The sequence below is a fragment of the Virgibacillus litoralis genome, assembly GCF_017873675.1.
GTDB lineage: Bacteria > Bacillota > Bacilli > Bacillales > Amphibacillaceae > Lentibacillus > Lentibacillus litoralis.
This window is the reverse complement of record NZ_JAGGKK010000017.1, coordinates 54,379-67,397: the sequence shown is the minus strand read 5'-3', so window position 1 is coordinate 67,397 and position 13,019 is coordinate 54,379. Positions and strand designations below refer to the sequence as shown.

Annotated in this window: 15 protein-coding genes and 3 pseudogenes; 3 read left to right on the top strand and 15 right to left on the bottom strand. The window is 34.0% G+C overall.

What is annotated here, in order from left to right; all coding sequences use genetic code 11:
* Positions 1-3 precede the first annotated feature (3 nt).
* A pseudogene (locus J2Z82_RS14640) lies at positions 4-276 on the bottom strand (recombinase family protein); the annotation flags it as partial.
* Between the two features lie 165 nt (positions 277-441).
* On the opposite strand from J2Z82_RS14640, the gene J2Z82_RS14635 reads away from it, so the two are divergent.
* On the top strand, positions 442-1,029 hold the full coding sequence (locus J2Z82_RS14635) for a recombinase family protein (RefSeq protein WP_209481501.1): 588 nt from the start codon (positions 442-444) through the stop codon (positions 1,027-1,029).
* Between the two features lie 130 nt (positions 1,030-1,159).
* Here J2Z82_RS14635 and J2Z82_RS14630 read toward each other — a convergent pair whose 3' ends face one another.
* From J2Z82_RS14630 to J2Z82_RS14570, 13 genes and pseudogenes are all read right to left on the bottom strand, one after another.
* Positions 1,160-1,750, bottom strand: a complete 591-nt coding sequence (locus J2Z82_RS14630; protein WP_209481500.1) for a restriction endonuclease — start codon at positions 1,748-1,750, stop codon at positions 1,160-1,162.
* 143 nt (positions 1,751-1,893) lie between these two features.
* Positions 1,894-2,056 (bottom strand): annotated as a pseudogene (locus tag J2Z82_RS19785) (type I restriction enzyme endonuclease domain-containing protein); the annotation flags it as partial.
* A gap of 523 nt (positions 2,057-2,579) precedes the next feature.
* Entirely contained in the window at positions 2,580-3,104 is a 525-nt protein-coding gene (locus tag J2Z82_RS14620) for a type II toxin-antitoxin system PemK/MazF family toxin (RefSeq protein WP_209481499.1), read from the bottom strand.
* Between the two features lie 348 nt (positions 3,105-3,452).
* Positions 3,453-3,860: pseudogene (locus J2Z82_RS14615) on the bottom strand (recombinase family protein).
* A gap of 550 nt (positions 3,861-4,410) precedes the next feature.
* Positions 4,411-5,439 carry a S8 family peptidase gene (locus J2Z82_RS14610; RefSeq protein WP_209481498.1) on the bottom strand — a complete coding sequence of 343 codons (1,029 nt, stop codon included), beginning with the start codon at positions 5,437-5,439 and terminating at the stop codon, positions 4,411-4,413.
* Between the two features lie 650 nt (positions 5,440-6,089).
* A complete protein-coding gene (locus J2Z82_RS14605) occupies positions 6,090-6,323 on the bottom strand; it encodes a hypothetical protein (RefSeq protein WP_209481497.1) in 234 nt (77 codons plus the stop codon).
* 203 nt (positions 6,324-6,526) lie between these two features.
* Positions 6,527-7,063, bottom strand: coding sequence for a hypothetical protein (locus J2Z82_RS14600; protein WP_209481496.1), 537 nt, complete (start codon positions 7,061-7,063; stop codon positions 6,527-6,529).
* A gap of 77 nt (positions 7,064-7,140) precedes the next feature.
* Positions 7,141-7,350, bottom strand: coding sequence for a hypothetical protein (locus J2Z82_RS14595; protein WP_209481495.1), 210 nt, complete (start codon positions 7,348-7,350; stop codon positions 7,141-7,143).
* Positions 7,340-8,614: a replicative DNA helicase gene (locus J2Z82_RS14590; RefSeq protein WP_209481494.1), complete on the bottom strand. Its 1,275-nt coding sequence runs from the start codon at positions 8,612-8,614 to the stop codon at positions 7,340-7,342. The genes J2Z82_RS14595 and J2Z82_RS14590 overlap by 11 nt, the downstream gene beginning before the upstream one ends.
* Positions 8,598-8,870, bottom strand: coding sequence for a replicative helicase loader/inhibitor (locus J2Z82_RS14585; protein ID WP_209481493.1), 273 nt, complete (start codon positions 8,868-8,870; stop codon positions 8,598-8,600). The genes J2Z82_RS14590 and J2Z82_RS14585 overlap by 17 nt, the downstream gene beginning before the upstream one ends.
* The gene (locus J2Z82_RS14580; protein ID WP_209481492.1) at positions 8,871-9,623 is read right to left on the bottom strand and encodes a replication protein; all 753 of its coding nucleotides are present in this window, start codon (positions 9,621-9,623) and stop codon (positions 8,871-8,873) included.
* 81 nt (positions 9,624-9,704) lie between these two features.
* A complete protein-coding gene (locus J2Z82_RS14575) occupies positions 9,705-9,992 on the bottom strand; it encodes a helix-turn-helix domain-containing protein (protein ID WP_209481491.1) in 288 nt (95 codons plus the stop codon).
* The gene (locus J2Z82_RS14570) at positions 9,976-10,173 is read right to left on the bottom strand and encodes a hypothetical protein (protein WP_209481490.1); all 198 of its coding nucleotides are present in this window, start codon (positions 10,171-10,173) and stop codon (positions 9,976-9,978) included. The genes J2Z82_RS14575 and J2Z82_RS14570 overlap by 17 nt, the downstream gene beginning before the upstream one ends.
* 118 nt (positions 10,174-10,291) lie before the next feature.
* Here J2Z82_RS14570 and J2Z82_RS14565 point away from each other — a divergent pair, with 118 nt between their 5' ends.
* Together J2Z82_RS14565 and J2Z82_RS14560 are read left to right on the top strand one after the other, a co-directional pair.
* Positions 10,292-11,329 carry a hypothetical protein gene (locus J2Z82_RS14565; protein ID WP_209481489.1) on the top strand — a complete coding sequence of 346 codons (1,038 nt, stop codon included), beginning with the start codon at positions 10,292-10,294 and terminating at the stop codon, positions 11,327-11,329.
* Positions 11,330-11,361: 32 nt separating this feature from the next.
* Positions 11,362-12,516, top strand: a complete 1,155-nt coding sequence (locus J2Z82_RS14560; protein ID WP_209481488.1) for a site-specific integrase — start codon at positions 11,362-11,364, stop codon at positions 12,514-12,516.
* A gap of 105 nt (positions 12,517-12,621) precedes the next feature.
* Here the strand turns inward: J2Z82_RS14560 and rpsI are convergent, their stop codons facing one another.
* On the bottom strand, positions 12,622-13,014 hold the full coding sequence (gene rpsI / locus J2Z82_RS14555) for a 30S ribosomal protein S9 (RefSeq protein WP_092494481.1): 393 nt from the start codon (positions 13,012-13,014) through the stop codon (positions 12,622-12,624).
* Between the last annotated feature and the right edge of the window lie 5 nt (positions 13,015-13,019).

Here is a 13,019-nt window from a genome sequence, read left to right as displayed (position 1 = left end):
CCACATTGTTTGCAAGAAAAACCTTCTCATTGTTGTATTTTCTAGAAGGCCAATGTTTAGAACATGTACACGCACACCTTTTTTAAATAGTTCTTCTACTACTTCTATACCTTCTTTGATGTTTCTAGCAAGGCGATCTAGTTTAGTAACAATAATTGTGTCGCCTTCTTTTAATACGTGTAACATCACTACGAACTTTGGCCTAACTCTTTTTGTACCAGTAAACTTTTCTTCTATGATCTTGTCGAACCCTTCAGTAAGTAGTTGTTTTTTTTGAACTTAGCTCAATATCGTAAAGCCTTTGTCCAAAAGTTACAAGTTCTAGATAGGTTAAAAAAATAATCCTCTTAGAATGATATTTTATATTGCACCCGTCTAGAAGTTAGTCTATAATTAAATGTATATAAGACTTTAGACTTTTAGACAGGAGAGGATTATATAATGGCTATTATTGGATATGCAAGGGTAAGTACCCTTGAACAAGATTTGGAGGGACAGATTGATAGGCTAATTGAATACGGATGTGATAAGATTTTCAAGGAAAAAGAAAGTGGCGCCAAAAGCAATAGAGAAGAGTTACATAAAGCGTTGGACTATCTAAGGGAAGGTGACAAGTTAGTTGTATATAAAATAGATAGACTTGCACGATCCACTTTTGATTTACACAAGATAGCTAAAAAGCTTACCGAAAAGGGGATAGGGTTGTTATTCATAAAAGAACAGATTGACTTTGCGACACCAGCTGGAAAGCTAATGTTCACTATGTTAGGTGCAATAGCTGAATTTGAACGTGATATCATTAACGAGAGGACGACTGAAGGCCGCGAAAGGGCAAGAAAACTAGGTAAGCATCTAGGGCGTAAGGGAAAGGCTGACAAAGACGTTAAACACGCTTTAACACTCTTTCAAGATAGAGAATCCAACGGTCTAAGTGTAAATGATATAACTAAAATGACAGGTGTACCACGTTCAACTATATATGCAAAATCAAAAGAGCAAGAATTGAGAGTACGAGCGTCTCCAAAATAAGTTAAAGCTTCATATTATATAAAAAATCCTGCAATATATATTTATGCAGGATTTTTTATCAAACTATATTTTAAAGTCTTGATTATTTAAATTCCTTTAAATCCTTTTTATACATAAATTATTTGGTGCCTTATTTCAAAATAATTTCAGCAGCTCTTAATTTAACTTCTGGATTTTCATGCTTCAACATTTCTTCAAGCACTTTTTTTGCCTTATGTTCCAAAGTGGATTCTGAATTCAAACTAGGATCTTTTATTGTTTTGAATACATGTTCGTGGTGTTTGGTTATGTCAGCAATAGTTCCTGGGTACCTCATTGATCCTCTTAGTTCATCAGGTAATTCCGATCTTAACAGAGGCTTTTTATCGAAATACCACTCCACTTGTCTTTGGTGAGGATACCCGCTTCCGGGTTTATTTTCGTCAAGTTCTTTTTCATACTGATAATCACTTGTAATCTTACCAAAGTAAACATCTTTCTTATTATCATCAGGGACAACGACAATATCTCCCACGTTCATCGCATGAACGAGAGTATTTACATTTCCAATTCCTACTTCCCAACCATGTTCTTTTAATAAAGAACGAATTTGGTTATCGTTACAATTCGTCAACTCTTCCCCTACTGGATAACCCACCGCAATGATATTCTCACTCAAAAAGTCTTTCATATGATTGCTTCCGTGGGGTAAGGGTCTTACCAGCCAAACACGATCCTCCATTTCACACACCCCTTAATTAGTTAATTTGTGATTACATATTTATGATATGTTATATTTCTAATATTGTCAATATGTAATCACATAATAAATTAAAGAGAAAACCACAACCCATTCAAAGATGGTCTGTGGTTAGTTGAAAAAAGTTATTTAACTTCATTGTTGTCCATTAACTCAGCTTGTTGAACGACAGTGTCGATCGCCATTTGCTGTATCATGTGGATATCCATATTTTTTCAATAGGCATTTTACAGTAATCCGCATTTTAGCTCTAGAGGATTCACGTAAGTTCGAGTCAATGCTCATATTCGCCTACTATAATAATGAATACAATCATGTTAAATTTTACTTGGAAGCTTTATATATGGTTGCAATAAATGAATTAATCAATCAAATTGACGATAAGGCGCTTAAGAACAGACTTAATAAAAAAGGCGATCCCCCAACGATAAGGGACCGCCTTGTAAAATAATAGGAACCCTGCGTCGGGGTTCCTTTGGTTGGTTATATAGTACCCCGGGTTCGTCGCCTAGGGTTTCGTTGTAGCATCTATTATTGGTTGTTCCCTACATTCTTATGCAAGAAACATAAGAAAGTTGCTAAAAATTTGTGAAAGTATAATGGGAACCCTACTTCGGGGTTCCCTTGGTTGAACATTCTATAGTGCCATTTTCACATGGCTTATCTCGGGTACGTCGCCCAAAATTTCGTTGTATCTATTAGTATAGTAGCAAATACACTACTTGGTGTCAACAACAATAGCATTATTTTCGCCGATAGATCATAAGAATTCGCCGCTTTTGTTCACAATTGCTCACAGAGGCTCCACTTTTTACGTTTTTTCTTCTGTTTCCTCTTTCAGCTTCTTTACATATTCAAGAATCGCTGCGTAATCGGTCCCTTTTGGTAGATTCAGAGATTCACGCATTTCTGCTAACGCATCCTGGGCTTCGTTTCTTTCTCTCTTAGCTCTGTTGAGGTGGTCTTCGATGTTGGATAGCTTCTTTCTTTCCTGTTCGATTTTCCCTATTACACCCAGTGCATTGTACAGCGCTTCCTCCACACCTGGCATTTCGGTTTTTTCATCCAGATCGCATATATGGTCTTTCAATCTCACTTTGCTCACTGTCACCATGTTCCCCAAAAGCACATTACCCTGTATCGGAGAGCTTGTCGGTCTATTCAACGGAAATACCGAACTATTAAGGTCTGCCGTATTCGTTATTGGAGCTACAACCGTATTTGGAGATGACCGGTTAGCACTATCATTCTGCAAAATAAGCGCTGGTCTTGTAAGGCATTGTTCACTGCCTATGTTTTCTCCGAATTGACACCAATACACCTGCCCTCTTTTCACCTTCCTTCTCCTTGCATTTGACTCCTTGCTCAACAGAAAAAGTTGATCCCCCAACCATTTAGAAAGATTTATGGATTTGTGCATTGGTATCTTTTCGATAGGTCTTGGACCTTGTGTACTTTGCGACAAACTACAACACTCCTTTAAGAAATTAATAAGACTATTTTACCATATATTTGCTTTTATCGGAAAACCGTCACGTAAAACGGATCATCATTCTTTTTTCCAGAGGGTACATTTATATTAGGAAGAAACTCGAAAACATAACATATGCGGGAGCACCCTGTTTTGGTCAAACGATGATCTATTATGAGCTCAAAGAAATTTATTCAACTCCTAATAACCTGTCTAGTTTTTCTCTCTAATTAGTGTACTTTTCGGAATTCCTGTCATACCTTCTACTTCTTTATAGGAATGGCTTTCTAGCAAACTCATAGTATGCTCCCTTTGTTGCCTGGAAGACTTTTTTGGTCTACCTTCCCTGAAATCAGGTTTTTGTTTTGCGATAGTTTTTCCTTCTTGCGTCCGTTCTACAATCATATCTCTTTCAAATTCCATAAACATCATCATAATATTAAATATTAATCTTCCTGTTGGTGTATCTTCCACGATCCAATTTGGTGACAACCAATGTCTCACCCTTTTTTAATAATTGTAAAACCTTTATGAAGTTCAGCCGTTCTTTTTTTGTTCCAGTGAATTTATCTTTAAAAATAGTTTCTTTTTAAAATAACCCTCATTTTTAATTTGCGCAATTTTAGATTGTAAATCTTGATTTAAAGTTGAAACTCTCGCATATCAGTATTTCACATTAAAAACCCTCTCTTTTTAGCCCTATTTATGAATATAAGTTATGACACTGTTTATATTTATGAATTTAAAAAAACAATCCCATTTAGCAAAAGTAAAGAAGGTAACGAATAAACTTATTAAACTATAGGGTGCGTTTAGTTTAATAAGAAAAATTAAATATTACCATAAGAAAACGCTCAGAAAAATCTGAGCGTTTTTTGTTTGCTATTTATATTGCGAAATAGTGTTCGGAATGTATGCTAATTATTGTGTTATTTCTAATGTTATTAGCATTTTTCTCTCCCGAAACTGAACCCGTTATAACTTTGATGGTCATTTTATATCTATAGCCTATTAAATAACAGAGTTTATTTGAAATGTTCCTTCTTGGCTTTCATGATGACTAATAACATTTTCATCTTCATCGAGCTTATATAGATCCTCATCCCTTATTTCAATTCCAATAGTATTCATAAACTTCGATACATATATTACTTTACTATATTCTTTTATTTTAAGAACTTTGGTTTTGTCCCGCACTTGGACTATTATTTTCTTCACTATCTAACACCTCCACAAGTTTTTCTAGGTTTAAATAACCTAATCCTTGTTCATGAGAATGATGTCCTAAATCATCTACACTTTTATATATATATTCAACTGCTTTGCCAACAGAACCGGATTTCCTTAATATTGCACCTAAAACTCCGGAAACGAATGGTGAAGCAAACGATGTTCCATTAATATATCGTCCATCAATATTAAGGTTACCTGGAGCGACAATATTTGGTTTTCCTTCTCCAACTTTACCAAAACTAGTGTAACTTGTTAATTTACAACCATGTCCAACTGCTCCAACTGTTATTCCATTAATAGCATGACCTGGGCATTCAATACTATCCTCTAAATTTTCATTATTACCTGCTGCAATCACTATTGTAACACCTGCATTCGCTATTTTGTTAACAAGAGTACATAGATTACAATTACCGCTACATCTCCTATTAAATCCTGCTGAAATGTTAATTATGCTAGCTCCTTGATTATATGCCCATTCTAATCCATGCATAACATAAAGGTCGGTTGGTTTAGTATTACCAACTTTAGCAATGAATAAACTAGAACCTTTTGCTAAAAACTTCACGATCTTTGCGACATCATTACCATGGTTTTGGATGTCCATCATTCCTGTGTTAGTGAAGTCTTTAGTTGCAGTTACTGAAACATCCGGCTTCACTCCTGAGTCAAGGATAGCTATCCTGGTATCTCCCCAACCTACCAAACTTCTACTACTTAACAGGGTTCTTCTCACCCTTGGCTCAAAGGTTATTGTAGAGTTAAATTCGCCTTCTTGGAATTCTCCTTGAACCGGTCTACTTATTTTTTCAATAAATTCCATTTTCTTAACTTCTCGTATATTATCGGTTTCCACTCCTATTAATTCAATAAACTTTGACTCATATATTATTTTAATATGTTTCTGCATTAATGAATTCCTGTCTTCTTCAGTAAGAAAACGACTTAAATTTATTATGTATTCCATAGTCCCTCCTATTATTGGTAAAGATTTTCACCAATCGTAAAACTATATACTATACTAAAATTCTACAATACTTTAAAAAAACCTTCTTTTTTTCATAAGATTTTAAGCAAACCTAAATATTATAATACTATAATATTAGACATCCCACCACACTTTTATGGAGAATTATGGTAAATAAGTATGCTATTACTTTTCTGTACTTATAAAACGCCAAAGAAATTTCTAAGAAAAGATACAATGCATATCATGATACACCTAGTAAGGATGAGTGTGATAAGTTGTGTGCTGATTTGTCTGGAGAAGTGAAAATGTACAAAATTGATAGACCCTCATAACGAGGGTCTAAGAATATGTATCAATAGGACAAAAGGGAAAATTTTTAATATCCTTTTGATTATGTTTTTTACTCGGATAGATTTGATGGTGATAGTCCACAAATAGTGGGGTTAAGTAATTATTCATATAATATGTATAGCCACTATTCTAATGCCACCAGTGAATCCAAATTGCCAAAGCTTAGACCCTTCGCCCACCCTTTTTATTTGACCATAGTGTTTGTATACATTTTTGGTATAATTTACCGTAATTAACCTTTTTTATCCTATTACCTAATATATCGACGACTAAACCAATATTTTAAGTCATTTGGACTATCTTCCATCTAATTCTTTATTAAGTAATTCAAGATCATAAACGCCTTTCTCAATTCCTTCACGAAGCGACAATAGGTACTTTTTCAACTCTTCATTATGTAAGTCTGGTACATTTCGCCAGCTATATTCTCGACGATCTGGACACAATACAACAAGACCGATATCGTTTTTAAACTTTTTAGTTGCTACAAGCTTATATTCTCCGCCATGTGGTGGATTTTCCCATTTCATATCAATCCGCTCCAGTGATTCTATTATACATGAAAAAAATTAAGCCTCTACTAAAGTTAGAGACTTATTACTTTTTATGCTTATTCTTCCTTTTAATAATTCTTAGCCTTTTTCCAATTTTACTTGGTTACTGAAATTTTTTCCATAATTGCCCCTCAGTTCACACGGATTTCTTCGAGAAAGTCTACCTAGTGTTAATAATTCTAAATAATATTCAATACTTTCTCTGCTTTATTGATCCATTCCTGTGCCCTTTTTTCTTTTAGGTCTATTAGTTTCATACGTAATTGAAAAAAAGTAACTTGGTGCATGTTTTTAGGTTTAAAAAGTGGTGCTGTATACTCCTCTAAATTGCTAATTTCTAATCGTCTCTGTATCTTTTGAATTTCCCAATCTATCTCAGCTATACAGTCACCCGAAATTTGTGTTCTTCGATAAGCTAAACCATGACAATTCTTACAAAGAAAAGCCTGATCTTTATAGTAAAGTTTTACCCTCCTCTCTGTACACCAAGGACATAAGAACCACGGTCTTTTGCCGCCAAAGTTACTATTAGTCCAGTCAATAAGAAGAATCCTTTCCTGTTCTTTATCAACACCACTTATGGTAAAACTTAATTCTTTTATATCTGAATTTATAATGGTTTTTAATTGTTTTATATTTATAGATCTATATTGTTCTACTGTTTTTTTTGGTGTTTTTAATCCTGCTCCGTAAGGACCTGATCCATAACCACCCATGACTATCAACCTCTTCTTTTAATCTTTTACCTAAATCATTTGTGAAATTTATATTTTCTATTTCTTAATTATATCTATTACTTAACTTCATTAGACGTTGACCTTTTGTATTCCAATAATAATTGATTCATTCGTTCTTTGTGCTTAGCATTGAAGTAAAGTTCTAATACAGATACATCATCATTAAATGCGATGGATCGCTTCTCAAATAGTAGAAAATCTAGTAGTAATAAAACATGTGATTCATCAAACTTAACAGCATCGTTATAAAGATCTCTAATGGTCACGTCTGTAATCCAAATCTACAAATTTATTATGTTCTTTAATAAAAGCAAGCTCAATTGTACCGATTGATCCATTCCGTTGTTTTGCTATAATCACTTCGATAATATTTTCAGTTTTAATTTTATTATAATAGTCATCACGATAGAGAAACTCAATCACATCTGCATCTTGCTCTATACTCCCACTGTCACGGATATCTGACATCATAGGTCTTTTATCTTGTCTTGATTCAACACCCCTAGATAACTGTGAAAGAAGGATTACAGGGACATTCATATCTTTAGCTACCCCTTTCAAACTTCTTGAGTAATCACCTATTTCTACATTCTTAGATTCATATCTTTTAGCTGGCCTAATCAGTTGAAGATAATCAATGATTACTAGTATATCCTCGTCTGGATATTTTCTTCTTAACTTACTTACTTTGCTTCTGATGTATGGGATGGTTTGGCCAGACTTATCATAGATATTTAGATTCATGTTGCTTAAAAATCCTAAGGCATCAGAAAAATCAGCCCAGTCCTGTTCATTAAAGAATTGCTTAGGATTTTTCATCTTGTGACCATCAATATTTCCGATGGTTGATATCATACGTTTATTTAGGGATTCCTCACCCATTTCCAGTGAAAACAAGGCGGTAACTCCTCCTTTAGCGCAATGGTGTATGGCGTGATTTAATGCTTTAGCTGTTTTGCCTACACTAGGTCTAGCAGCAGATATTATTAAATCTTTCTTTTGAAACCCATCTAAAAAACGATTTAGCTCTCTGAAACCTGTGTCAATTCCACTTAATCCTATTTCTTGATTATCAATTTTCTCATATAGCTTTTGTAGTGACTCCTTGTGGTCATAATCAACATCATTATTTTCTAATTCTAGATCTGACAAGTCTTTAATAATATGAGATATAGATTCACTATCTCTAACCCCTGCTTCAGTTATCTGTCTAGCTACTCTTATTTTGTACGACTCAAAAATATATTTTTCATATGTTTTAAATGGTTCAAAGCTAGATACACTATTAATAAGCTTAGAAAGATATTGCTTTCCACCTAAACGTACTATTGAGTCTTGTCCGATTGTGGTAATTATTGATACAGTGTCTATAGGTTCACTTTTCTGTTCAATCTTTCGTAAAGTCTTGAACAGAATTTTATGAGAAGCATCTGCAAAATGCTTTTCGTCCAAAGTGGTCTCTTTGATGAGATTGCCTTTTTTAAGTATGCACCCCAACAATGCTTGTTCTGCATCAAGGTTTATATCCAACAGCTTCTTCCTCCCACTTCTTCAACTTATCTAAAAAGTCGTCCTCTTGTGCTTCAGTTCTACGTTCCCTTATATCTGCTAAAGCTGGTGGGAATTTGTTATCTAATATATATCTTTCTGCATTAACCATTACCCTTGCCGGATTTTGGTCCTGCAATAGTTTGTGCCAAGCATCCACTTTTTCAGGTGTAACACTGAACTGTGAATAGGCAAAGTTTAATTGTTTAAATACTTCTTTTACCTCTTCTCTTTTCACTTAGATATCCTCCCAATTAATTGATTGTTTTGTTTGATTCTTTTCTTTAACCAAAAAATTACTTAATGGATCCGCTTCACTCCCAAACTGTCTAATATCTTTATCTCGCATCATATTAATAATGTTGTATTTTTGAGTGAACCAGTAAGCATCGCTTTTTATTACAACAGCATAATTATCAATAGCTGTTCTCACTTCATCTATGCCAAACTTAGTAATAGCTTTCTTAACTGCTTTCTTCATATCTGAATCAAACTGCTTATGTTGTATTATGTTTTTAGAAATGTAATGGTCAAAAATAACCTGCGACTGTATTTCTTTAATATTTTCTTTAGGCTTTCTTTCTTGGTCAGTGAGTTCACTTACTGTAGTGTCAGTCAACTCACTTACTGCAGTGTTAGCCTTTTTACTAACTGTCAGCCGTTTCGCTGACTGTAAACCTTCCCACTCGATATAGTTCTTATTGAAGCTAATAACTCTAGAACTTGAAAAGCTAGATTCCTTTATTACTTTAATTATTTTTCTTTCAATTAGCTTTTCCAATTCATTCCTTACCGTTTGTTTGTGAACGCCTGTTGCTTCAGAAATAAACCCTAGCGACATTTCATGTTGCTTTCTGCTGTATCCATAAGTGTATCTCCAAACCGCCATAATAATTTTGAACTGAGTTCCGTTTAATTTTTGATTCATTACCACTTCTAATAATTCATTAGCAATTCTTGTAAACCCATTATCTAATTGTACATTTGCCATAACCCCTACTTCCTTTGTTAATTATTTTCCATCCAAAAAATTTAGTTTGAGAATCGCTATTGACGTTGCATTTTTGATTTTTCATTGAACACCCTCTTTTCTCATTTCTTTACGGAGCCACTCTTTTAAGTCCGAACGATTCAAACGTATCACCTGTCCTCGCTGAAAAAATGGAATTTCCTTATTGTCTATCATTTTTCGTACTGTTGGAACACTAACCTTTAGGAATTCTGAAGTTTCCTTTATGGTCATAATTTGCGTATTATCAATGTCCTTTTGAATTTCATCCATTAATACCTTTATCACTTCCTTTAAGTCATCTCGGGTAACCATAAACGTATCTTCTGGTAATTCAATCTTGAAGTTCACCGACATCACCTAACTTATTTATCTCTTTAATCAAACAACTCTTTACTTCATGATCTAATTCCTTACGTAATAGCCTTGAAAATACACTTTCTTCGGTTTCCAGTAAATCTGCTACCTCCCATTGCTTGTAACCCATAGACTTAATCAAATTTCTAATTTCTTGATTAGCTTTAAGCTTCATATACAAATCTCCTTTGTTATTGAAATGTTGTTGATTTTGTTGTAATGTAAATATAACACCTAACACTTACACTTTCTATGTATCAAAAGGGTAAATAATTGAAAGGGGATATTTTTTTATGAATAGCAGTAGGATCAAGGAAAATAATTCAAGTTGGTGGAAATCAGAATACGAAATAACTAATATTGATGGAATTGAATTCATAGTTCAAATGAAAGGAGGTGGAAGAAGTGAATATGACCCTTTGAAATATAAAATTCCAAAAAAAAGACCTGAAGTTCAAAGTGGACAATTAGAAATAGCTCCACATATAGCATTTAGCCGTATTAATCCAGATAACCATGAGGAAATACTTCAATTTGCAAATACATGGGGGTTATTAGGGTTAAGAAAAACAACAACTTATAGCGATATAAATACAGTCTCAGAGATATTTGATAAGCATAATGTAGCCATTGAGATTCACAAAATAGATGACTTGTATAAGAATAAGAATAAGCCTCAAGGAGAAAGAGATCGCGAGCCAGTTATTGTCTTCCAAGAAGCAATTCGCAAATATAAGGAACTGATAAATAAAATAGGCAACGAATATAAGGATGTTGGCTTTAAAAAAGGATTCCGAAGTAAAAAAGAATTGAATAAATACATGAATGAAATGATACGAATCGAAGATAAAACAAGAAATGTTCCAAAAAAGCACAAAAAAAGAGTGGAAGATATTTTTACTAAAAAAGGACAAACACTAATACCTTTTCTTCACTTAAATGAGATACTAAAGGATGTTCATCCCCAGGTATTCCCGGATATAGTAAACCATTCTATAAGTAAAGGTTGGAGATTCGATTCTCTATTATCCGCTATTTATCTTAGATTAACTATGGATTGGGAAGAAGGAAAAGAATTCATTGAATGTACTTGGAGAAAATGCAATAGGCTATTTATTCCAAACAGAAAGGATAATCAACATTGTTCGGATAGTTGTCATAACAATGATAAGACAGATAGGGCAAATCAAAGAAAATGGTTGGAGGAAGCATTATCAGAGTTTAATTCACATTCGCAAAGCAAGATAGAACAATTATTCAATTCATTGATCGAAGCTGGATATAGTGGCAAAGTTTCAATCTTAGACGAAATTCGTAAAAGATTATATTGAATTCTAAACTATACTGGAAGGATGATAAGAAAATGGCATCATACCAAAAATACTCAACAAAACAGGGCCAAAAGTGGTTATTTAAAATAGATTCTGGTACTAACCCTCAAACGGGGAAAAGAAAAACAACAACGCGAAGAGGATTTAAAACAAAAAAGGAAGCACAAACAAGTGCTGTCAAGTTGGAACAAGAACTGGAAAACGGATTACTAATTGATTTTAATAATCTCACTTATCATGACATTTTCAATCAATGGTTTTCCGACCATGCGAGGACCATTAAAAATAGCACAAAGAAAACTATCACTTCAAAGTTCAAAATTCATATTCTCCCTCGCTTTGGTAAATTAAAAATGAAAGATATTACAAAGGCATATTGCCAAAAAATGATAAATGAAATAGCGGATAATATTGCATCTGTTAATGATATCAAGATCCAAGCAAACCAGGTATTTAAATATGCTCTTAAGATGGACATAATTATGAGAAACCCTATGGAGCACGTAAGTATACCAAAACAACAGAAAGAAATTTTAAGCGAAGGAGATGATTCACAACAACGTAATTATTGGAGTAAAGGCGAGATCAAACAATTCTTAGAAATAACTGAAAAGGAAGTATCTATCCGTGATCATGTTCTTTTTCATCTTTTTATCTATACAGGTGCTAGAAAGGGAGAGTTGTTAGCTATATCCTGGGATGACATCGACTTTGAGGCAAGTTCAATACGATTTGGAAAAACACTCTTCCAGACCAATGGTGAATTTCTCTTACAAACACCGAAAACAAAAGCATCAAAACGTTTAATTAGTTTAGATAGCAAAAGTTTAAACTTACTTAGAAAATTACGTATCCATCAAAAAGAAGAAAAGTTATCTAACCTTATTAATATAGAAAATAATAAGTTTGTTTTCACCCGTGAAGATGGTTCTCCACTTCGTTCGTCATATTTAAATGAAAAGCTAGCAATGTTAGCTAAAAAACATAAATTACACAAAATTACTATTCATGGATTTCGTCATACACACGCTTCCTTATTATTTGAAGCAGGAGCAACCATTAAAGAAGTCCAGGAACGATTAGGACATTCTGACATCCACACGACCATGAACATTTATACACATGTCACGGATTACTTAAAAGAACAAACAGCAACCAAGTTCCAAAAGTACATGGAGCAGCTATGAGTGCAAAGAATATATTTTCGTGGTCAAAATGTGGTCAGAAGCAAAAAATAAGCATAAAAAAGACCCCCAACCAATAAAGGTTGAGAGCCTTGAAACGTAGATATATTAACGTTTTGAGAATTGTGGTGCACGACGAGCGCCTTTAAGACCGTATTTCTTACGTTCTGTTTCACGTGCGTCACGTGTTAGGTATCCTTCGCGTTTTAGGGAACCGCGGTATTCAGGATCTGCTTTTAGAAGCGCACGAGCGACACCGTGGCGGATAGCACCAGCTTGGCCAGTAAATCCTCCACCATGCACGTTAACTAAAACATCATAAGTTCCTTGAGTTTCAGTAGTTGCAAGTGGTTGATTTAAAATTAATAGTTGCGTTTCATATGGAAAGTAGTCTTGTGCATCACGGTCATTTATAACTACACGGCCAGTTCCTGGAACTAGACGTACACGTGCAGTTGATCTTTTACGACGACCAGTGCCGTAGTATTGTACTTGTGCCAATTGAT